The sequence below is a fragment of the Dactylosporangium sp. CA-092794 genome (assembly GCF_050948465.1).
Lineage (GTDB): Bacteria > Actinomycetota > Actinomycetes > Mycobacteriales > Micromonosporaceae > Dactylosporangium.
The window spans coordinates 7382681-7403807 of the sequence record NZ_CP192044.1 but is presented as its reverse complement, the minus strand read 5'-3'; the positions used below and the strand labels follow the sequence as shown (position 1 = coordinate 7403807).

20 protein-coding genes are annotated in these 21127 nt (G+C 72.6%); 11 read left to right on the top strand and 9 right to left on the bottom strand.

Annotated features, from left to right (window positions below):
- Positions 1 to 158: 158 nt before the first annotated feature.
- Genes ACQPXD_RS31550 through ACQPXD_RS31540 form a run of 3 tightly spaced genes read right to left on the bottom strand, consistent with a single transcriptional unit; the run spans position 159 to position 4243 of the window.
- Positions 159 to 1238 (bottom strand): TetR/AcrR family transcriptional regulator, encoded by a 1080-nt coding sequence (locus ACQPXD_RS31550; RefSeq protein ID WP_432824966.1) that lies wholly within the window; start codon positions 1236 to 1238, stop codon positions 159 to 161.
- 56 nt (positions 1239 to 1294) lie between these two features.
- Entirely contained in the window at positions 1295 to 3169 is a 1875-nt protein-coding gene (locus ACQPXD_RS31545) for an Hsp70 family protein (RefSeq protein WP_432824965.1), read from the bottom strand.
- 60 nt (positions 3170 to 3229) lie between these two features.
- A complete protein-coding gene (locus ACQPXD_RS31540; RefSeq protein WP_432824964.1) occupies positions 3230 to 4243 on the bottom strand; it encodes a threonine aldolase family protein in 1014 nt (337 codons plus the stop codon).
- Positions 4244 to 4322: 79 nt separating this feature from the next.
- Between ACQPXD_RS31540 and ACQPXD_RS31535 the strand changes: the two genes are divergently transcribed.
- On the top strand, positions 4323 to 4793 hold the full coding sequence (locus ACQPXD_RS31535; RefSeq protein WP_432824963.1) for a GNAT family N-acetyltransferase: 471 nt from the start codon (positions 4323 to 4325) through the stop codon (positions 4791 to 4793).
- A 109-nt stretch (positions 4794 to 4902) separates the two neighbouring features.
- Here the strand turns inward: ACQPXD_RS31535 and ACQPXD_RS31530 are convergent, their stop codons facing one another.
- Positions 4903 to 5346 carry a response regulator gene (locus ACQPXD_RS31530; RefSeq protein ID WP_432824962.1) on the bottom strand — a complete coding sequence of 148 codons (444 nt, stop codon included), beginning with the start codon at positions 5344 to 5346 and terminating at the stop codon, positions 4903 to 4905.
- Between the two features lie 88 nt (positions 5347 to 5434).
- On the opposite strand from ACQPXD_RS31530, the gene ACQPXD_RS31525 reads away from it, so the two are divergent.
- The gene (locus ACQPXD_RS31525; protein WP_432824961.1) at positions 5435 to 5767 is read left to right on the top strand and encodes an STAS domain-containing protein; all 333 of its coding nucleotides are present in this window, start codon (positions 5435 to 5437) and stop codon (positions 5765 to 5767) included.
- A gap of 778 nt (positions 5768 to 6545) precedes the next feature.
- Here the strand turns inward: ACQPXD_RS31525 and ACQPXD_RS31520 are convergent.
- Positions 6546 to 6788, bottom strand: coding sequence for a hypothetical protein (locus tag ACQPXD_RS31520; RefSeq protein WP_432824960.1), 243 nt, complete (start codon positions 6786 to 6788; stop codon positions 6546 to 6548).
- 104 nt (positions 6789 to 6892) lie between these two features.
- On the opposite strand from ACQPXD_RS31520, the gene paaK reads away from it, so the two are divergent.
- Complete coding sequence (gene paaK, locus ACQPXD_RS31515) at positions 6893 to 8206, top strand: phenylacetate--CoA ligase PaaK (RefSeq protein ID WP_432824959.1); 1314 nt, start codon at positions 6893 to 6895, stop codon at positions 8204 to 8206.
- Between the two features lie 46 nt (positions 8207 to 8252).
- Here paaK and ACQPXD_RS31510 read toward each other — a convergent pair whose 3' ends face one another.
- Positions 8253 to 8693 (bottom strand): DUF309 domain-containing protein, encoded by a 441-nt coding sequence (locus tag ACQPXD_RS31510; protein WP_432824958.1) that lies wholly within the window; start codon positions 8691 to 8693, stop codon positions 8253 to 8255.
- A 66-nt stretch (positions 8694 to 8759) separates the two neighbouring features.
- Here ACQPXD_RS31510 and ACQPXD_RS31505 point away from each other — a divergent pair, with 66 nt between their 5' ends.
- On the top strand, positions 8760 to 9023 hold the full coding sequence (locus ACQPXD_RS31505; protein ID WP_432824957.1) for a hypothetical protein: 264 nt from the start codon (positions 8760 to 8762) through the stop codon (positions 9021 to 9023).
- A 104-nt stretch (positions 9024 to 9127) separates the two neighbouring features.
- Entirely contained in the window at positions 9128 to 9562 is a 435-nt protein-coding gene (locus tag ACQPXD_RS31500) for an LppU/SCO3897 family protein (RefSeq protein WP_432824956.1), read from the top strand.
- Positions 9563 to 9619: 57 nt separating this feature from the next.
- Here ACQPXD_RS31500 and ACQPXD_RS31495 read toward each other — a convergent pair whose 3' ends face one another.
- Complete coding sequence (locus ACQPXD_RS31495) at positions 9620 to 10411, bottom strand: maleylpyruvate isomerase N-terminal domain-containing protein (RefSeq protein WP_432824955.1); 792 nt, start codon at positions 10409 to 10411, stop codon at positions 9620 to 9622.
- A gap of 108 nt (positions 10412 to 10519) precedes the next feature.
- Here ACQPXD_RS31495 and ACQPXD_RS31490 point away from each other — a divergent pair, with 108 nt between their 5' ends.
- Positions 10520 to 11320 (top strand): phosphatase PAP2 family protein, encoded by an 801-nt coding sequence (locus tag ACQPXD_RS31490; protein WP_432824954.1) that lies wholly within the window; start codon positions 10520 to 10522, stop codon positions 11318 to 11320.
- Positions 11321 to 11358: 38 nt separating this feature from the next.
- The gene (locus ACQPXD_RS31485) at positions 11359 to 12162 is read left to right on the top strand and encodes a DUF2127 domain-containing protein (RefSeq protein WP_432824953.1); all 804 of its coding nucleotides are present in this window, start codon (positions 11359 to 11361) and stop codon (positions 12160 to 12162) included.
- A 94-nt stretch (positions 12163 to 12256) separates the two neighbouring features.
- Here ACQPXD_RS31485 and ACQPXD_RS31480 read toward each other — a convergent pair whose 3' ends face one another.
- The gene (locus ACQPXD_RS31480; RefSeq protein WP_432824952.1) at positions 12257 to 12934 is read right to left on the bottom strand and encodes a GntR family transcriptional regulator; all 678 of its coding nucleotides are present in this window, start codon (positions 12932 to 12934) and stop codon (positions 12257 to 12259) included.
- A gap of 234 nt (positions 12935 to 13168) precedes the next feature.
- Here ACQPXD_RS31480 and ACQPXD_RS31475 point away from each other — a divergent pair, with 234 nt between their 5' ends.
- The 4 genes from ACQPXD_RS31475 (at position 13169) to ACQPXD_RS31460 (ending at position 20403) form a co-directional block, all read left to right on the top strand.
- Positions 13169 to 16855 carry a SpoIIE family protein phosphatase gene (locus tag ACQPXD_RS31475; protein ID WP_432824951.1) on the top strand — a complete coding sequence of 1229 codons (3687 nt, stop codon included), beginning with the start codon at positions 13169 to 13171 and terminating at the stop codon, positions 16853 to 16855.
- Between the two features lie 276 nt (positions 16856 to 17131).
- Positions 17132 to 18499, top strand: a complete 1368-nt coding sequence (locus ACQPXD_RS31470) for a GAF domain-containing protein (protein ID WP_432824950.1) — start codon at positions 17132 to 17134, stop codon at positions 18497 to 18499.
- Between the two features lie 160 nt (positions 18500 to 18659).
- On the top strand, positions 18660 to 19535 hold the full coding sequence (locus ACQPXD_RS31465) for an alpha/beta fold hydrolase (RefSeq protein ID WP_432824949.1): 876 nt from the start codon (positions 18660 to 18662) through the stop codon (positions 19533 to 19535).
- 7 nt (positions 19536 to 19542) lie between these two features.
- Complete coding sequence (locus tag ACQPXD_RS31460; protein ID WP_432824948.1) at positions 19543 to 20403, top strand: VOC family protein; 861 nt, start codon at positions 19543 to 19545, stop codon at positions 20401 to 20403.
- A gap of 63 nt (positions 20404 to 20466) precedes the next feature.
- On the opposite strand, the gene ACQPXD_RS31455 is transcribed toward ACQPXD_RS31460, so the two are convergent.
- Positions 20467 to 21081, bottom strand: coding sequence for a TetR/AcrR family transcriptional regulator (locus ACQPXD_RS31455; RefSeq protein WP_432824947.1), 615 nt, complete (start codon positions 21079 to 21081; stop codon positions 20467 to 20469).
- Between the last annotated feature and the right edge of the window lie 46 nt (positions 21082 to 21127).

The following is a 21127-nucleotide window of genomic DNA, read 5'->3' as shown; positions in this document are numbered from 1 at the left end:
ACGTGCTCGACGTCGGGCGCGGGCTCGGCGACAACGCCGTGTTCCTCGCGTCGCTGGCGGTGTCGGGCGGATCAGGCGGAGGCGGCGACGTGCTCGACGTCGGGCGTGGGCTCGGCGACAACGCCGTGTTCCTCGCGTCGCTGGCGGTGTCGCGCGGATCAGGCGGAGGCGGCGGCGTGGCCGGCGCCGAAGCCCTCGGCGCGGGCGACGATCCGGCCGGCGCGCAGCCGGATCGCGGCCTCGGTGGCGTCGCTTACGGCGGCGACCCCGGCCGCCGCCGCGAGTTCGCCGGCCGGGTCGTGCACCAGCCGCACGTCCGGCCAGGCCGCGGGCGGGAAGGCGGGGCGCAGGCAGGCCAGCAGGTCGGCCAGGACCAGCCGGGCCAGGTTGGACAGCTCGTCCGGCGCCCCGGTCACCAGCACCGCGGTCACCGGGGTGCCGGCCGGTGCGGACCGCACCGCTTCCTCGATCATGGCGAGCCGGTGCAGGCCGACCACCGTCACGATCCCGTCGCCCGGTGACCAGGGCTCGTCGCGGATGGCGTCGTGGACGGTGGGCGGCGCCCAGGGCTCGTCGGTGGGGCGGGCCCGCGGGGTGTGGGCGAGGTGCGGCGGGAGCCACGGGCGCTCCGGGTCGAGGCCGGCGAGCCGCTCGCAGGCGGCGACGACGGTGAACTCCTCGACGAACCCCCAGCCCACCGCCGCCAGCTGGCTCGCCCCGTGTAGCTGCGTCAGCACGCTGCCGGCGACGCCGACCCGGCGGCCGGCGGGCGGGTGCAGCAGCTCGAGCGAGCGGCCGAGCAGGACCGCGGACAGGCGCATCAGCTGGACGTACAGCACCCGGGTGCGCTCGTCGGCCAGCACCTCGGGCAGCAGGTCGGCGCCGAGGCGGGCGGGGCTGTGCGGCTCGTCGGCCATCAGCGGCAGGCGGGCCAGCCAGCCGCGGGCGAACACGCCCAGTGCCTCGCGCGCGGTCCGGCCGGGCGGGGTGGACGGCGGCAGCGGCGGGCGGCCGGCGTCCTCGGCGAGCACGGCGAAGTAGAGGGCGCGCTTGCCGGGGAAGTTCGAGTACACGCCGCCGCGGGTCAGGCCGGCCCGGTCGGCGATGGCGTCGATCTTCGCGTCCCGGTAGCCGCACTCGGTGAACTCCGCCCGCGCGGCGTCGAGCACCCGGGCCCGGGTGCGCCGCTGGTTCTCCGCCCGGGAGAGCCGGTCCATGCGCCGCTGATCATCGTCCACGCCCAAGATACTGTCACCATCCGGATGATTTGAGCATCCGTTCAGTCCGGCGCGGGTCAGGGGCGGCCGGAGACGTTCCAGAGGCGGACGGCGCCGTCGGCGCCGGTCGAGGCCAGTACCGCGCCGTCGGGGGTGAAGGCGAGGGCGCGCACCGCGCCGTCGTGGCCGTCGAGGGTGAACAGGTGGGCACAGGTCGCCGGGTCCCACAGCCGGATCGTCGTGTCCAGGCCGGCGCTGGCCAGCAGCGTGCCCGCCGGGTTGAACGCGACGGCGGCGACCGGGTCCGTGTGGCCCTCGAGGGTGGCTCGGGCGGTGCCGGTGGGGGTTTCCCAGAGCCGTACCGAACCGTCGGCACCGGCGCTGGCCAGCACCGCGGCGCTGAACGCCACGCCCAGCACGGGGCCGCGGTGGCCGGGCAGCACGGGGCCGCCGTGGTGCAGCGCGACCCGGCCGGCGTCGTCGGCGGAGGCCAGCAGCGCGCCGTCGGGGGAGAAGGCCAGGGCGTGGATCGCCGCGGCGCCGGGCGGGCGGTGCACGGACTCGCGGCCGTCCGCCAGGTCGTAGATGCGGATCGCGCCGTCGGAGCCGGCCGCGGCCAGCAGGCGGCCGCCGGGGTGGAAGGCCACCGCGGCGGGGCCGCCGGGCTCGGTGTCGAACGCCTGCCGGCGGCGGCCGTCGGCGCTCTGCCAGACGCGCAGGGTGCGGGCCGGGCGGCGCGGGTGGCCGCCGGCGGTGGCGAGCAGCGTGCCGTCGGGGGCGAAGGCCACCGCCCGCACCGGGCCGTCGTGCTCGAGCGTGAGCCGGACCTGGCCGGCGGCGAGGTCCCAGACCCGGACCCGCCGGTCGTCGCCACCGGCCGCGAGCAGCCGGCCGTCGGGGCTGATCGCCATGGCGTTGACCGGCGGCGCGCCGCGCACGATGCCGCCGGGGGAGAGGGTGTGCAGCAGGGCGGGCTTGATGCGGGGGCGGGCCGCCGACGGGGCCGCGATCGGTGGCGCGGTCCGGCCGGGGGACTGCACGGCGCCGTACGCGGCGACGAGGTCCGGGTGCTCCACGGTGACCGGCGCCATGCGCAGCACCCGGTGCAGCAGCTCGGCGACGATCGGCGTCCGGGTGGCGCCGCCGGTCAGGAACACCCCGGCCACGTCCTGCGGCGCCACCCGCGCGTCGCGCAGCACCGCCAGGGTCCGCTCGACCGTGCGGTCCAGCACCGGCGCGGCGGCGCGCTCGAAATCCTCGCGGGTGATGTGCAGGGCGCCGGCCAGCGGCACGTACAGCTCCGCGACCGGCGCCGCGGACAGTTCCTCCCGGGCGACCCGCGCGCCGTGCCACAGCCGCAGCCGGGCGGCGGCCTCCTCCGGGCCGCGCGGGCGGTCGAGCCGCTCCCAGGCCGGGTCGGCCGCGGTGCGGGTCCGGGCCAGGCGTACCACCGCGGCGTCGAGATCCAGGCCTCCGGCGTCCGGCAGCCCGTCGGCGGCGGCGATCGCGAAGCCGTCGGCGGCCTGGCGCACCACGCTGACGGCGAACGAGCCGGCGCCGAGGTTGTACACCACGAGGCAGCCGCCGTCCGGGACGGGCCGGCCGAGGACGGCGGTGTAGTACCGCGCGGCGGCCATCGGCGCGGGCAGCAGCGCCGGCTCGCCCAGCCCGGCCATCCGCGCCGCGTCGGTGAGCCGCCGCCGCCGGTCCTGGTGCCAGGTGGCCGGGTGGGTGAGCACCGTCGCGGGGGTGACCCCGGCCGCACCGGCGGCGGTCGCCACCCGGCTCAGCACCGCGGCCACCGGCTCGACGCCGGTGCTGTCCCGGCCGGCGCCGAAGGGCAGGTCGGAGTCGAGGACCAGCGGGCGGATCGACCCGTCCGGTCCGGCCAGCGCCGCGACGGTGGTGAGGGTGCCGAAGTCGATGCCGAGGCGGTGTCCCCCGAAGGTCACCGGGTCAATGTAGGAACGCCGATGCGGAGCGGGCATCGGCCACACGGCCCGAACGATCGATCACTGGGTGAACGGTGCGTGAAGGACGGCGGCAAATCCATCGATGTCGGCCTCCGTCGTGTCGAACGCGGTCATGAACCGCACCAGCCGGCCCGGCGGGCCCCACGGCGAGCCGTAGCCGCGCAGCGCATCCGCGACCGGCGCGGGCAGTTCGGCGAAGACCCCGTTGGTCCGCACCGGATACCGCACCTCGACGCCGGGGTGGCCGGCGAGGACCGACGCCAGCCGCAGTGCCGTGCGGTTGGCAATTTCCGCGTTGGTACGCCACAAATCTCCGTCGAGCAGCGCCACGAACTGCGCGGCGATGAACCGCGCCTTCGACATCAGCTGCATGGCCTGCTTCTGCAGCAGCCCGGTCGGCTCGGCCAGGGCGGGATCGAGGAAGACGACGGCATCGGCGGCGAGGGCGCCGTTCTTGGTACCACCGAACGACACCACGTCGGCCCCGCACGCGGCCAGCTCGCCCAGGCTCGTGTCCAGCGCCACCGCCGCGTTGGCCAGCCGGGCCCCGTCGACGTGCAGCAGCAGCCCGTGCCGGTGCGCCGCGTCGGCGATCGCGCGCAACTCGGCGAGGGAGTACACGGTGCCCAGCTCCGTCGGCTGCGCGATCGACACCGCCCGCGGCCGCGGCGAGTGCGGCGGGTCGCCGAAGCCGGCGAAGGCGGCCACCTGATCCGGATCGAGCCGCCCGTCGGCGGTCGGCACCGTGGTGAGCCGGGCGCCGGTGAACCGCTCCGGCGCGCCGCACTCGTCGGTGACGATGTGCGCGGACTCGGCGCACAGCACGGTCTCGTAGGGCCGCAGCAGCGCGGCGAGGGCGATGACGTTGGCGGCGGTACCGGTGGCGACGAAGACGGTCTCGGCCCGCTCGCCGAAGTGCCGCCGGAACAGCTGCCGGGCCCGGGCCGTGACCGGATCCGCGCCGTAGGACGGCGCGTGCCCGGCATTGGCCGCCGCGATGGCCGCCATCACCTCCGGGTGCACCCCGGCGGTGTTGTCACTGGAGAAGTACACCCGCCGAATTTACCCGCCGGTCCGCCGGCCCGGCTTTGGCCCGCGACGCGGCGCCGGCCGTGTGGATATCGTGCGGCGCGTGAGCGAGCGCGTGCGTGACGGGTACCTGCTGAGCACCGACCGGGCGCGGGTCGACAAGGCCGTCGTGCACCGGTGGCTGTCCGAGGACTCGTACTGGGCGGCCGGCCGCGAGTACGACGTGGTGTCCCGCTCCATCGACGGCTCGGTGCCCTACTCGATCCTGGCGGACGGCGCGCAGGTGGGCTTCGGCCGGGTGGTCACGGACGGCGCCACCTTCGCCTGGATCTGCGACGTGTACATCGACGCCGCGCACCGCGGCCGGGGACTGGGCGGCTGGCTGGTGGACACGATGGTCGAGGACCTCACCGCCGCCGGAGTCCAGCGGCTGCTGCTGGGCACGCGCGACGCGCACGAGGTGTACCGCCGCAGCGGCTTCGCGCCGATCGCCGGCCCGCAGCGCTTCATGGAGATCGACCGCCGCCCGACCCGCGCCGCCATCCTGGCCGCCCTGCCCGACCCCGGGCCGTGAGCCGGGCCGTTCTTGGCACCGCGGACCTGGCAGCGCCGGGCCGCCCGTCCAGGGCAGGCCCGGCGCGGTGTCTCGCGGGAGGAACGGTCCGTCAGTGACGCGGCCCGAGTCAGGAAAGCATTGAACGTTGCACGCTGATGTGGAACGCCTCGATGCGGCGCACGACGTGCATCAGGCCGGCGAAGTCGACGGGCTTGGCGATATAGGTGTCCACGCGCAGCTCGTTGCCGCGCAGGAAGTCCTCCTCGGCGGTGGAGGAGGTCAGCACCACGACCGGGATGCGGCTCAGGTCGGGGTCGGCGTGCACGGCCGCGAGCACCGCGCGCCCGTCGACGCCGGGCAGGTTGAGGTCGAGCAGGATGATGTCGGGGCGCGGGGCGGCTGCGTAGGTACCCTCGCGGCGCAGCAGCCGCAGCGCGTCGGCGCCGTCGCTGCACACGGTCAGCCGGTTGCGCACCTTGTGCTCGGCGAACGCCTCGCGGGTGATGAGCACGTCACCGGGGTCGTCCTCGACGAGGAGAATCTCGATCGGCACCGCCGGTCCGCCGCTCATCGTGCCCCTTCCGACCCAGGTCGAACCACACTAGCGCGTCGGGGCGACCCGCCCCCGGCGGCGCCGCCGGTGACCGGTACGGTGAGGCGTGTCCTTCACGATCGACACGGTCGGCGGCCACGGCCTGGTCCGCGCCGAGGGCGAGCTCGACGTCGCCAACGCCCCGCAGCTGCGCGAGGCCGTCACCGCCGCGCTGGACGGCCACCGGACGCTGATCGTGGACCTGTCCGCGGTCACGTTCCTGGACTCGGTGACGCTCGGCGTGCTGATCGGCGCCTACAACCGCACCCGCGAGACCGGCGGCCGGCTCGCCGTCGTGTGCCCCGACGAGCGGGTGCGGCGGCTGTTCCGGATCACCGCGCTGGACAAGGTGTTCGCGCTGTACGACACGGTCGACGCGGCCCAGCATTCCTTCTCCTGACCCGCGTCCGCGGTGCCAGGGGCGGGACGAAAAGTCGGGCGCTCCGCGCCGCGACTTTTCGGATTTATACCCTGACGGGCGACATGTCCGGTAAGTCGGTGTGAGCCGGGCGGCGGACCGGCGGTAAGTCTCCGTGATCATGCGTGCTGCTCCGGCCGGACCGCAGGTTTTTCATGATCGTGGAGACATTTGGTACACAGGGGTACATAAGTTCTCCACGATCATGAAAAACCGGTGGTGTCGGTGGCGGTCCGGCATGATCGCGGAGACTTCCGGTCGCGGCGGGGCGGGCGGCGAGCGGGCGGCGAGCGGGCGGCGAGCGGGCGAGCGGCGAACGAGCGGATGGGCGGGTGGGCGAGCGGCGGTGGTAGCTCGCCGCGAATCGGGGTCGGGGCGCGGCGCTGAATCGGTGAGCGGGCGCAATGCAGGAGGCCTAGGCGCGGAGCGGCCTGCCACCGCACCCAGTTTAGGGTTCCAAGTCGTATAAATCCGGCCACTCCGTGGCCGGATTTATACGACATTTCGCATATGCCCCACTCGGCCGTGCGGTGGTCAGGCGAGGCCGAGCGATGTGGTGTTGTGGTGCTCGGGTCGCGGTGGTCGGGCGAGGTCGGGCGGCGTGGTGTTGTGGCGCTCGGTCGCGCGGTGCTCGGGTGAGGTCGGGCGGCCTGGTGTTGTGGCGCTCGGGTGGGCGACCGGCGTGGTGTTGGTGCGGTCGGGTCGAAGTGGCTGGGTCGAAGTGGCTGGGTCGAAGTGGGGCGGCGTGGCGTTGAGGCGGTTAGGTCAGGTCCAGCGACGTGGCGTTGTAGCGATCGAGCAGCGCCGCGGCGCGCTGTTCGCGCAGGATCGCGTCGATCTCGGCGATCTGTTCCTCGGTGTGCCGGCCCAGGATCAGGTCGAGTTCCAGGCGCTCGGCCGGCGTGCGGTACGCGGCGATCTCCCGGGCCAGGCGCCGGCGCGCCCGGCGGGCCTCGGCGCGCTCGGCGACGGCGGCGCGGACGCGGCTGGTCGCGGTCTCCATGGTTCCCCCTTCGGGGGTTTTCCCTGGCGCCTACTGTATCGATTCAGAAAGATCATCTCCGGTGGATTGGGAGTGATCGCGGGCACGCGGGAGCTGAGCTGCGGGTGCAGGATGTTGATGTGCGCGACGTCACCCCCGCCCCGGGCACCCTGGAACCGATCGAGACCGCCTCGCGCGACGAGCTGACCGCCTTGCAGCTTGTCCGCCTGCGGGCCACGCTGCACCACGCTTACGCCAGCGTCCCCCACTACCGGGCCGCCTTCGACGCTGCCGGTGTCAAGCCGGGCGACTTGTCCGAGCTGTCGGACATCTCGCGATTCCCGATGACCACGAAGGACGACCTGCGCGCGAACTACCCGTTCGGCATGTTCGCCGTGCCGAGGGAGCGGATCGCCCGCGTCCACGCCTCGTCCGGCACCACGGGCCGGCCCACGGTCGCCGGGTACACCGCCGCCGACATCGACACCTGGGCCGCCCTGATGGCCCGCTCGATCCGCGCCGCCGGCGGCCGCCCCGGCGACGTGGTGCACGTCGCCTACGGCTACGGCCTGTTCACCGGCGGCCTCGGTGCCCACTACGGCGCCGAGCGCCTCGGCTGCACGGTCGTGCCCGTCTCCGGCGGCATGACCGAGCGCCAGGTGACCCTCATCCGCGACCTGCGCCCCGACGTCATCATGGTGACCCCGTCGTACCTGCTGGCGATCCTCGACGAGATGATCCGCCAGGGCCTCGACCCGCGCGAGACCTCACTGCAGGTCGGGATCCTCGGCGCCGAGCCGTGGACCGAGGACATGCGCGCCGAGCTGGAGACCCGCTTGGACATGCACGCGGTGGACGTCTACGGCCTGTCCGAGGTCATGGGCCCTGGCGTGGCCAACGAGTGCGCCGAGACGAAGGACGGCCTGACCATCTGGGAGGACCACTTCTACCCGGAGATCGTCGACCCGCGGACCGGCGCCGTCCTGCCCGACGGCGAACGCGGCGAACTGGTCCTCACCTCGCTGACGAAGGAGGCGATGCCGGTCATCCGGTACCGTACCCGCGACCTGACCCGCCTGCTGCCCGGCACCGCCCGCACCATGCGCCGCCTGGAGCGTCTCACCGGCCGCAGCGACGACATGATGATCGTCCGCGGCGTCAACGTCTTTCCGACCCAGATCGAGGAGCTGCTGCTCCGCGAGCCGGCCCTGTCGCCCCACTTCCAGTGCGTCCTGTCCCGCCACGACCGCCTCGACGTGCTGACCGTCCGCACCGAACGCCGCCCGGACGCCACCCCCGAAACCGCCGCCGCCGGCGCCGCCGCGCTGGCGCATTCCGTGAAGGGCTCGATCGGCGTCGCGATCCGCGTGGAGGTCCTGGAGCCGGGCGCCGTCGAACGATCGGCCGGGAAGATGCGCCGGGTTGTCGACGAGCGCTGAGCCCCGCAGCCGAGACGAACGCCAGGCCCGCAGCCGAGGACGAGCGCTAAGCCCGCAGCCGAGGAGTGTCGGTGCGGCCCTCGGCCACGAACCGCGAAAGGCCGGCCACGTCGACGCCGTGCGGCGGGGCCGAGCGGTACGCCGACAGCCGGGCCGCCGCGCGCTCCAGCAGCCGGGCCGCGCCCGCCGGGTTGCCGCGCCGGGCGTGGGTCAGGCCGACGGCGAGCTGGGCCAGGCCCCGCCACAGCTCCCGCTCCGCCGCCGGCGCGGCCTTCCAGGCGGCCTCCAGCACCTCGTGCGCGTGGAACGGCCGGCCCTCGTCCAGCAGCCGCTGCGCCTGCTCCAGCGCCTGGTCGGGGGTGACCTCCAGGTCGTCGGGCATGGTCGGCACGCCGGCCGCCCCGCGGGGCAGCGGGCGGCCCAGCTCGTCGCGCGGGCGGGCGTTGCGGGCGCGCCCGGCGGCGTCGCGATCGCGTTGCCGTTCCATCCCTCGACGCTACTTCACGTGAATCCGTGACGGTGGAACGGCTCGATGTCCGGCATGATGGACCGCGTGACGCAATGGGAGTACGCGCGACTGGAGTACCGTGCGGCCGGCACGCTGGGCACGGACAAGTTCGAGGACTGGGACGCGGTGTTCCACCACCCCGGCGGCGTGCAGCGCTGGGGCACGGATGAGCGCTTCAACGACCTCCGCCACCTCAACCGGGCCGGCGCCGAGGGCTGGCAGGCGTACGATCGCGCCGCGATGATCATCGGTCAGCCGCACCGGCTGCACGCGGTGACCTACTCCCTGCGACGGCCGATGGAGCACTGAGCGCACAGTTCGGGGCGCAGCGTCGGAATTCGGACTAAAGCGAGCCGTTGCCGCCCCGGCCCTGTACGCCTACCCGGTACACATTCCATCCGGGAGGCTCCATCATGACCAACCCCGCGCAGCCCGAGGTCCCGCCGGTTCCGCCGGACGCTCCGGTCGCACCGGTCGCTCCGGTCCCGCCGGTCGCACCGGCACCACAGGCCCGGGGCGGCAAGCGCCGGCAGATCACGATCCTGGTGACGCTGCTGGTCGTGCTCGCCGTGCTCGGCGGCCTCGGCTGGTTCTTCAGCCGCGACGCGGCGGGCAACGCCAAGGCGGGCGACTGCCTGCACCAGACCGGTGAGAACTCGGTGAAGATCGTCGACTGCACCAGCGCGGACGCCGACTTCACGGTGCTGGGCAAGGTCGCCGACAAGGATGAGATCGAGTCGACCATCGGTATCTCCAGCGTCTGCGACCCGTGGCCGGACACGACCAGCGTCTACTGGGAGGGCGAGCAGGGCAAGAAGGGCGACGTCCTCTGCCTGCAGAAGAAGTAGCGGCAGCAGCCGCGGCGGTGCCGCGGGCCGGGTGACCGGCCCGCGGCACCGCGCCGGTCAGTAGCCGGGGAAGACGGCCCGCAGGTCCTCCAGCGAGATGGGGCCGGTGACCGCCACGTCCGCCGGGATGTACGGCGGCTTGAGCCGGCCGGCGGCCAGCCGCAGCCACGCCTCCAGGGTCAGCGACAGCTCGCCGTCGGGCGTCTCGGGTGCTTCGGTGATCGCCACCGGGTCGGCCAGGCGCAGGCCGAGGTTCTCGCCGGTGTCGGTGAGCCGGACGAGCAGGTGCGCGGTGCGTCCGTCGAGGTTCGCCGGCTTGGCGATCCAGCCGAACAGCCCCTCGACCCGCTCGCTGATGAGCGCGGCCGCCTCCGGCGCCAGGGTGGCCGCCGGGTCGAACGAGGCCCGCACGTCCCAGTCGTGGTAGCCGAACTCGGTGAGCCGCAGCAGCGCCGAGGTGGCGACGTCGACCGGCTCCGGCATCCAGCCGATGTCGATGCGGTGCTCCTCGCGCTGCTGCGGGGTGAAGGCCTCGTAGACCTCGACCAGCCGCCGGTTCGCCTCCGGGAACGCGGCCTGCCGCTCCAGCGCGGTCATGCCGTCCCAGCGGGCCCAGACACCCTTGTTGAACTCGAACTCCGGAGCGGGCCGGCCGTCCAGCGACGCCTGCACCGCCTCCAGGTTGATCTCGGCGCCGCTGCCCAGGTGGCTGACCACCTGGGAGACGTCCCACTCGCTGGCCGCGGACGGTCCGGTCAGCTGCGCCTCGGTCAAGCCGGCGACCAGGGTGGACAGGTCGTCGTGGCCCTTGCGCAGGGCGCTGATCGCGAGATCGGCGCGAGTGCTCATGAAACCCCCTCAAAAATTTGAAGCATAAACAAACTCGTGATGCAGGACACGCCAAGGGTGCCCGATCAGCAATATTGCGGAGGCCGCAACATCAGGTAACGTCGGCTGATGAACACGGGGACGGTGGTAGGTGAACGCGAGAACACCAGCCGGTTACGTCCCCGGGCCTGGGCCGAGCTGCTGCTCGTCCTCGGCCTCTTCCTGGCGTACAAGGCCGGCCGGGTCGTGGTCGACGGCCGGGTCGGCGACGCCTACGCCGACGCCGACCTGATCTGGCACCTCGAGCGCGCGCTGCGCCTGCCCGACGAGGCCGATCTCCAGCACCTCCTGCTCAGCGCCGAGGCGCTGGTCCGCGCCGCCAACGTGTACTACGCCGTCGTGCACTTCCCCGCCACGATCGCGTTCCTGGTCTACATGTACTGGTTCCGGCCGGAACACTACCTGCGCTTCCGGCGCATCCTCGCCTGGCTCACCGGCATGGGACTGCTGATCCACTTCCTGTTCCCGCTCGCGCCGCCGCGGATGCTCGGCAGCCTCGGGCTGATCGACACCGCCGAGGTCTACGGCCCGTCGGTGTACGGTCCGCCGCAGACCGACACGCTGAGCAACCAGTACGCCGCCATGCCGTCGCTGCACGTCGGCTGGGCGCTGGTCATCGCGGCCGGGCTCATCCACGCCACCGGCACCCGGTGGCGCTGGCTGTGGCTGGCCCACCCGCTGCTCACCATGCTCGTCGTGGTCGGCACCGCCAACCACTACTGGCTCGACGGCATCATCGCGGCCACCCTGGTCGGCGTCCTGCTGGTCGCCACCAGCCGATACGAGCACGCCTCCCCGCGGGTGCCGGTCGGCATCGGCCTGGCCGGCATCGACCAGCGCGACTTCCCGCAAGCCGTAAAGCCGACGTGAACGACGCGCCGATGGCGCGCATGCGGTATCAAGGTCGCGTGGACTGGAACCTACGCACCTGCGCGCGCCGCGGCCACGTGACCTACGCCCCGACCGAGGACGAGTTCCGCGAGAAGCTGCACGCCCGCACGCCGGTCGGCGCCGCGTGGCGCTGCCTGCGGTGCGGGGACTTCGTCATCGGCGAGCCGAACCGGACCGGACCGGCCCAGTCGGCGCCGATCGTGCTGCGCGGCCGTGCCCTGCGCGACGCGCTCATCCTGCGGCTGCTGTCCCTGGAGCGGTTCATCAAGGGCCTGCTGTGCCTGGCCGCCGCCTACGGCGTGTTCCACTTCCGCACCCACCGCGACGGCGTCGAGCGCGCCTTCAACGAGGACCTGCCGCTGCTGCGCCCGTTCATGGACAAGGTCGGGTGGAGGTTCGAGGACTCCGCGATGATCCACACCATCCGGACCGTCATCGAGGCCGAGTCCAGCACGCTGCTCTACGTCGCCGCCGGCCTGGCCCTCTACGGCACGCTCCAGCTCATCGAGGGCGCCGGCCTGTGGCTGCTCAAGCGCTGGGGCGAGTACTTCGCCGTCGTCGCCACCTCGCTCGGCCTGCCGATCGAGATCTACGAGATCACCGAGAAGATGACGTTCACCCGGGTCGGCGCGCTCGTGATCAACATCGTCGCGGTGCTCTACATCCTGCTGTCCAAGCGGCTCTTCGGCCTGCGCGGCGGGCACGCCGCCTACGAGGCCGAACGCCACGAGACCAGCTTCCTCGAGGTCGAGCTCGCGGCCAACGAGCCCACCCTGCCCCGCGGCCTGCGGGTGCCCAAGGTGCCGGCCGGAGTGCGGTGACAAAACCGTCATGTTCCTGCCACTGGCGGGACACGTGAGAGCGTCGTATAGTTAAGGGCGAGACCGGCATCTTCCCCCGTGGATGCCGGTCTTCTTACTGCCCGGCCGCTGATTCGGTACCGGCATGATCCCGGATCGCGCGGATCGCGTTCAGGTTGTGCTCCTGGGCACACGCCTCCAGCTCCGCCGCCGAGTCCCCGCCCCGCTCCAGCCGGTCCAGCAGCGCGTCGTGCTCCTCCACCGCCGCCCGCAGCCGCAGCGACGGATACAGGGTCACCAGCACCCGCGACGCGTCGATGCGGTCCCAGACCCCGTCCAGCGACTCGATCACGTACCGGTTGCCGCAGCAGCGGTACAGCACCCGGTGGAACCGGCGGTGCACCAGCATCACCTCGGCGTGCTCGACCGGCTCCGCCGCGGCGAGGGTCCGCAACCGCGCGTTGTGGTCGCGCGCCTCGGCCAGGTCGGCCGGCGTCACCCGCGGCGCCGCCGCCGCGAAGGCGTAGCCGTCCAGCAGCGCCAGCATCTCGACCAGCCGCTCCCACTCGTCGTCGCGCAGCGTCGTCACCCGGGCCCCGACGTTGCGCTCGAACCGGACCAGGCCTTCGGCCTCCAGGCGCCGGATCGCCTCGCGCACCGGCACCGGGCTCACGTCCAGCTCCCGGGCCAGGCTGCTGAGCACCAGGCGGTACCCCGGGCCAAAGCGACCGTCGACGATCCGCGCGCGGATCTCGCGGTAGGCGATCTCGTGCTTGGACGGCTCAGCGTGCACGCGCCACATCCACCGTTGACAGGGCCCCACCCGACCGGGACGATCGTATACGATCGTGATCATATACGATCTTAGTGGTACCCGCCGATCCGCCCTGGGCGGTGCGGCCGATGTGCTACGGGGGCGGCCGCACCGCCCGGGGCGGGTCCCAGGGGCTGATCGTCCACTCCGGACGGTCGATGGCGCTTCCGCCGCCGCTGCCCAACCGGCGCCGATATGCGTAGGCTGAACGGGATGCGCGATACCCCGGCCGGACCGTTCCTCGGCGACACGGAGGTCAGCCGCGACCTGAGCGCGGTCGACTGGGCGGCGACCCCGCTCGGTCCGCCCCCGTCGTGGCCGTCGAGCCTGCGCTCGGTGGTGCGGGTCATGCTCGGCTCCCGCTTCCCGATGTGGATGGCGTGGGGGCCGCAGCTGACCTTCCTGTGCAACGACGCCTACCGGCGCGACACGCTGGGCAAGAAGTACCCGTGGGCACTGGGCCGCCCGTCGCACGAGGTGTGGGCCGAGGCCTGGGACGAGGCCGGCCCGCGGATCCGCAGCGTGCTGGAGACCGGCCAGGCCACCTGGGACGAGGGTCTGCGGCTGTTCCTGAGCCGCAGCGGGTACATCGAGGAGACGTACCACACCTTCTCCTACAGCCCCCTCACCGACGACGACGGCGCCATCGCCGGCATGCTCTGCGTCGTCAACGAGGAGACCGACCGGGTCATCGGCGAGCGACGCATGGCCACGCTGCGCGACCTGAGCGCCGGTCTCGGCGCGACGCAGAGCGAGGCCGAGCTGTTCGGCGCCGTCGCCCGCCACCTCGGCGCCCGCCCCGACGACCTGCCGTTCACCCTCACCTTCCTCGTCGACGACGGCGACGAGACCGAGCTGGCCGGCTCGACCGGGGTGCCGGCCGGGCACCCGTGCGCCGACCCGGCCGTGTGGCCGGTCGCCGACGCCGCGCTCACCATCGGCGGGCTGACCGGGCTGCCGTCCGGCGCCTGGGAGGAGCCGCCGACCGAGGCGCGGCTCGTGCCGCTGCCGCGGCCGGGCGGCGGGCGGCCCTACGGCTTCCTGGTCGCCGGCCTCAATCGGTACCGCCCGTTCGACGCCGCCTACGCCGGGTTCGTCGACCTCGTCGCCGGGCAGATCGCGGCCCGGCTGGCCACTGCCCGCGCCTACGAGGGCGAGCGGCGCCGCGCCGAGAGCCTCGCCGAGCTGGACCGGGCCAAGACCGCGTTCTTCACCAACGTCAGCCACGAGTTCCGCACCCCGCTGACCCTGCTGCTCGGCCCGGCCGAGGACGCCCTGGCCGACACCGCCGCGCCGCTGCCCGGCGCGCACCGCGGCCGGCTCGAGGTGATCCGCCGCAACGCCGAGCGGCTGCACAAGCTCGTCAACACGCTGCTGGACTTCTCGCAGCTGGAGTCCGGGCGGCTGGAGGCCCGCCTCGAGCCGCTCGACCTGGCCCGGGTCACCACCGAGCTGGCCGGGATGTTCGCGTCCGCGGCCGAGCGGGCCGGCCTGGAGCTCGTCGTGGACTGCCCGCCGCTGCCCCGGCCGGTGCGCGCCGACCACGAGATGTGGGCGAAGATCACGCTCAACCTGCTGTCCAACGCGATCAAGTTCACGTTCACCGGCTCGATCACCGTCCGGCTGGTCCCGGACGGCGACGGCGTCGAGCTCAGCGTCGCCGACACCGGCGCCGGCATCGAGCCGGCCGACCAGCTGCGCCTCTTCGACCGCTTCCACCGCGTGCAGGGCGCCCGGTCGCGCACCCACGAGGGCTCCGGCATCGGCCTGGCCCTGGTCGCCGAGCTGACCGCGCTGCACGGCGGCACCGTCGGCGTGCGCAGCCGCCCGCACGAGGGCAGCACGTTCACCGTCCGCATCCCCTACGGCCCGGACACCGCCGCCGACGCCTCGCCGGCCGCCGGCGGCGACACCGCGACCCAGGTGCGCGGCTTCCTGGCCGAGGTCGACCGGTGGATCGGCGCGCCGTTCGCCGGCCCGCCCCCGGTCGAGCCCGACCCCGGCGCGCCGAGGGTCCTCGTCGTCGACGACAACGCCGACATGCGCGAGTACATCCGCCGCGTCCTCGACGCCGACTACCGCGTCACCGAGGCCGCCGACGGCGCCGAGGCACTGCGCAGGCTGCGCGCGGAGCCGCCCGACCTGGTGCTCACCGACGTGATGATGCCCGCGCTCGACGGCTTCGGCCTGATCGCCGCGCTGCGCGCCGACGAGGCCGCCGGGCACCTGCCGGTCATCATGCTCTCCGCCCGGGCCGGTGACGAGGCGACCGTCGAGGGCCTCGACGCCGGCGCCGACGACTACCTCATCAAGCCGTTCAGCCCGCGCGAGCTGCGCGCCCGGGTGCGGGCCAACCTCGAGTTCGACCGCATCCGGCGCACCCGCGACGAGCTGCAGCGCAACCGCGAGCTGCTGGACCAGGCGCAGCGGCTGGCCTCCGTCGGCTCCTGGGAGCTGGACCTGGCCACCGGCGACATCCGCGGCTCCGAGGAGTTCCTGCGCCAGTTCGGCGTCACCGCCGCGGAGCTACTCGACGAGCACGGCCGGCAGCTCATCAACAGCCGCGTGCATCCCGACGACCGCGACCGCGTCGACGCGGCCATCGACGCCGCCGTCGAGGGGGCGCCGCTGGACTACGAGTGCCGGGTCCGGATGCCCGGCGGCGAGATGCGCATCTTCCGCACCATCGGCGAGCTGGAGCGCGACGCCGCCGGCAACCCGGTCCGGTTGCGCGGCTCCAACCAGGACATCACCGAGCAGCGCCGGGGCGAGCAGGCCGTCGCCGCCGCGGCCGCCGCGCAGGAGGCCGCCGCCCGCGAGCACCGCATCGCCGACCAGCTGCAGCGCAGCCTGCTGCCGCCGCTGACCATCGCCCCGGAGCACCTCGAGGTCGCCGCCTACTACCGGCCCGGCGTGGCCGGCACGCAGGTCGGCGGCGACTGGTACGACGTGATCGAGCTCGGCGCCGACCGCACCGCCCTGGTCATGGGCGACGTCATGGGCCGCGGCGTGCCGGCCGCCGCCGTGATGGGCCAGCTGCGCGCGGCGGTGCGCGCCTACGCCCGGCTCGACCTGCCGCCGGCCGACGTGCTGGAGTACCTCGACGGCGTCGTGCGCGACCTGAGCGAGGACCAGATCGTCACGTGCGTCTACGCGGTGTACGACCCGGGCGAGCGCAGCCTGACCTACGCCAACGCGGGCCACCTGCCGCCGCTGCTGTTGCTGCCGGGCGCCGCGCCCCGCCCGCTGACCTCGTCCGGCCCGCCGCTGGGCACCGGCCCGATCACGCTGGCCGAGGAGCGGGTCGAGCTGCCGGTCGGCTCGCTGCTCACCCTCTACACCGACGGCCTGGTCGAGCACCGCGACCGCGACCTCGACAGCGGCATCTTCGCCCTGGCCGCCCTGGTCGGCGACCTGGCCGGCCCGCTGGCCGACGCCCCCGACCACCTGGTCGACACGCTGCTGCCGGACGGCCCGGACGACGACATCACCGTGCTGCTGACCCGGGTCGTCGGCGAGCCCGGCGAGGAACAGTCGGTGATCCAGCACATCCCGGCCCACGAGCGCGCCGTCCGCGACGCCCGCCGCCTGGTCGACACCACGCTGCGCCGCTGGCACGCCCCGGCCCGGGTGGTCGACGACATGGTCCTGGTGGTCAGCGAGCTCACCGCCAACGCGGTGCTGCACGGCCGCCCGCCGATCCAGCTCCGCCTGCGCCGCACCCAGACGCACGTGGTGCTGGAGCTGCACGACACGTTGCCGTACCTGCCCCGCAAGCAGCGCCCGTCGCCCTACGACGAACACGGCCGCGGCCTGCAGCTGGTCTCCTCCCTGTGCGACCGCTGGGGCACCCGCCCGACCCCGGACGGCAAGGCCGTCTGGTGCATGCGCTCGATCTGACCCGGTACCCGTCCAAGACCGAGATTTTGGCTCGGGCCGCGTCACTTCCAGACCGTTCCTCCCGCGAGACACCGCGCCGGGCCTGCCCTGAACGGGCGGCCCGGCGCTGCCAGGTCCGCGGTGCCAAGAACGGTTGAGAGCGTCTTCCGGATTCCCGTCGGTCGCCTCGCCAATTGCGGTGTGGACTTTGTCCGGCGGTGGTCGGTCTCGCGTCGCAGTAAACTGGCGCAACGGGGGAGGGGGCCGTACTGATTCGGAATAGAGGCGAAAGCCGGTGTGGTTATCGCGACCGTCGCAGTTCTGGCGGCATTGACGCTCACCCTGGCTGTCATCGGCGGATTCCGGATCTCGGTCATGGCCCGGTGTATCCGCCGGGCGTCCCTCATAGCGGACCGGCTGGCAGGTGGCGATCTGCGCACCCGCATGCCCGAGACCGGCAAGACCGTGATCGGTCGGCTCGAACATTCCTTCAACACCATGGCCGCCTCATTCGAGCGCCACACCCTCGAGCTTTCACATCTGGTTGAGACGCAGACCGCACTGCGGCGCGTCGCAACGCTCGTCGCACAAGGGTCTCGGCCGGACGAATTGCTGGCGGCCGTCGCAGAGGAACTCGGGCGGCTCATTCGCACCGACTCGGCGCGCATCGTGCGCTACGAAGCCGATGGGACCGTAACGGTGGTCGCTTCCTGGAACCTACCCGGCCGGGAACTGCCGGAATTTGTACGCGGCGCGCGGTTCCCGCTGGACGGTCACAATCTCTCCGGGCTGATCTGGCGTTCCGGCCGGCCTGCCCGCATCGACAGCTACGAGGGGCTCCCCGGCCCGATCGCCGAAAGTCTGCATTCGCGGGGCGTACGCGCGGCGATCGGCGCCCCGATTCGTGTTCAGGGCCGTCTGTGGGGAATAGTCGCAGCCGCGACCACGGGCGAAGATCCGCTGCCGAGCGGCGCCGAGGCCCGCCTGGCCGAGTACACCGATCTGATCGGCACCGCCGTCGCGAACGCACAGTCCCGTGCCGACCTGCTCGCATCGCGGGCCCGGGTCGTACTCGCGATCGACCAGGCGCGCCAGCAGATCGTGCGCGACCTGCACGACGGCGTCCAGCAACGCCTCATCTCGCTCGGGCTGGACGTGCGCCAGGTTGAGGCGAACCTGCCGACGGAGATGTCGCAGCCGCGGGCGAGTCTCGCCGCGGTCGTGACCGGGTTGGCCGGAACACTGGACGACGTCCGGGAGATCTCGCGTGGCGTCCACCCGACGATCCTGACCGAGTGCGGTCTGCCGGCTGCCCTGAAGACATTGGCCCGCCGTTCCGCAGTACCGGTGAAGCTGAACATGCACGTGGACAACCGGCTTCCCGATGCGGTCGAGGCCGCGGCGTACTACGTGGTGGCCGAGGCGCTGGCCAATGCGGCGAAACATGCCCAGGCGTCCATGGTGTGCGTCGACGCGATCCTCGACGACGGTTCCCTGCGGGTGTCGGTTCGAGACGACGGGGTCGGGGGTGCCACGCTGCACTGCGGCTCTGGACTCATTGGTCTTGTCGACCGGGTCGAAGCCATCGGCGGAGCGATGACCGTCGACAGCCCCGTCGGTCAGGGCACCTCCCTGCGGGCCACCTTCCCCCTCGACCACATCTGACGTCGGGAGTTTCGCGGCGGCTCCGCGCGGATCGCAGCGGCATCCGGCTGGCCGGGCCGGGACGGCGACCCAACTGCCGGCGGCCGCCGATCTTCGCTGCGTAGCCACCTCGGTGCCCTCGCGCACGGCGAGATCCACTGGTCCGGGCCCCGCGGATTCCTTGTGGCGTGCTGACACGGCTCATTATAGTGAGCGTTACATACAACCGCTGGAGATGAGCATGACGACATCCGTTGACCTTGGCGACGCCGAAGTGGGCTACACCGAGTTCGGTACGGGACCCGCGGTGATCTGGTTGCACGGCTCCGGGCCTGGCGCCACCGGCATGAGCAACTTCGGCGGCAACCTTCCGGCCTTCGCGGATTACCGCAACATCGTGCTGGACCTGCCCGGCTGGGGCGGGTCGCCGCGCCACACCGATCAGCCGCTGCTGTTCCACGCCGCCGAGACGGTGAGCCGGGTGATGACCGCCCTGGGGATCGAGCGAGCCCACCTGGTCGGCAACTCCTACGGCGGTGGGGTGGCGATGCGGATGGCGATCACCGAGCCGGAACGGGTGGACCGCCTTGTCCTGATGGCGCCCGGTGGTGTCCTGCCGCCCAGCGTTCCGCCGTGGCCGATCGGGCTGGAGCACCTGTTCGGATACATGGCGGCGCAGCGACCGTCCCGCGACGCGATGGCCGAGTTCGTCCACCTCATGGTCTACGACGAGGCACTGGCCACCGAGGCCTTGATCGACGAGCGCTACCGGTCCAGCCTGGCCGTCCACCCGGAGCTGCCGATCCCGCCGAACTTCGGCGATCTGACGCCGGATCTGCCGCGCATCCGGGCCAGCACGCTGCTGGTGTGGGGACGCGAGGACCAGACCGTGCCGCTGACCTGGGCGGGCCCCATCCTCAACGGCATCCCTGACGCCGAACTCCGGGTCCTTCCGCATTGCCGTCACTGGGTTCAGTACGAGCGGGCCGACGATTTCAACCACATCGTCCGGGAATTCCTGTCCGGCGGACCCGGTTCTGCCATGTCGAAAGCGTGAGGTAAACGTGGGAATCAGCAAGCTGGGGTACGTCGGCCTGAACGTCTCGGACGTCGCTTCCTGGGCAGACCTGTTCGACCGTACCCTCGGAGTCCTGACCACTCGGGAAAAGTCCGGCACCGAAGAGGTCGCGCTTCTCGAGCTCGACGAGTTCAAGTACCGGTTGGCGCTGTATCAGTCGGCCGAGGACCGTCCCCGTCACATCGGATGGATCGTCGATCGCCCCGCCGAGCTGGACCGGCTGACCCACCGGCTGACCGACGCCGGCTTCGATGTCCAGGAGGCCGCGGCGGACGAGGCGACGACCCGTGGCGCCGTCGTGCTGCGGTGGTTCACCGATCCGGTCGGCTACCGTGTCGAGCTCGCGCTCGGAGAGCAGCGGACGCACCGCCCCGGCCGGCCCGCGGCCGCGACGCCGGGCGTCATCGGCCTCGGGCACCTGGTGCTCATCAGCCCGAAGCTCCCCGAAATGCGCGAACTGTACGGGTCGGTGCTCGAGTTCAAGCTGACCGACTACCGCGCGCCCGGCGTGTTCTTCTACCGGTGCAACCGCACTCACCACAGCATCGCGCTGGCCAACGCCGAGACGACGGCCATCCACCACCTCGAGATCGAGCACGGCTCGCTCGACGACGTCGGCCGCGCTTTCGACCGCGCGCAGGCGAACGACGTGCCGATCTCGATCAGCCTCGGCCGCCACATGAACGACAAGGCGATCTCGTTCTACGTGAAGAACCCGAGCGGGTTTCACCTCGAGATCGGCTATGGCGGCATTCAGGTCGGCGACGACTATGTCCCGCACGACTTCGGCGCCCCCGACGTGTGGGGTCACCGGCACGCTGAGGCGAATCCGTTCGCTCAGGCCTGATGGTCGATGCGGCCGCCGGTGAGGTGACCCACCTCGCCGGCGGCCACCGTGTGCGGCGGCGATCTACCGGGTCTGCGCCCGCTGGGCGGCCAGGCTGCGGATGAGTGCGACGAACGGCGCCACGTGGGCGCTGTGCGTCGTGCCCTCGAAGCTCGTGCCCACCGACAGGCCGTCGGTCATCGCCCGGCCGATGACGGCCAGCTGGTCGATGAAGTCCTTGTCCGCGTCGCCGCCGGCCGACGCGAAGATCGGCGTCAGCGCGTCCACCCAGGAGGCATGGGCGTAGGCACGAATGCGGCGCACGATATCCCGCACGGAATCGATGTCGACATGCGAGCCCACGCAGACCGCCAGGAGCAGACGGAGATAGTCCGGCCGCTGATCAAGAGCTGCGCACGCCGCGGTGAACCAGAGCTCGAAACGCTCGACCGGCTCGTGGTCGTCGAACAACGACGGGCTCGGGAACGACGCGTGCAGCTCCTCGAAGGTGCGCTCGAGCAAAGCGCCCAGCACGCCCAGCTTGCTGCCGAAGTGGTAGTAGATCGAACTGGCGGGGAGCCCGGAGCGCGCCGAGAGTTCGGACATGAGCATGCCGTCGTAGCCACGGCTCGAGACCAAGGTGCGAGCAGCCGCGAGGATCACATCGCGGCTGCTCGAGGCGCCATCACCGTTCGTCATCTGATCATCATAGATCTGCGGCCGACCGGCTGACGGGACGGTCGAG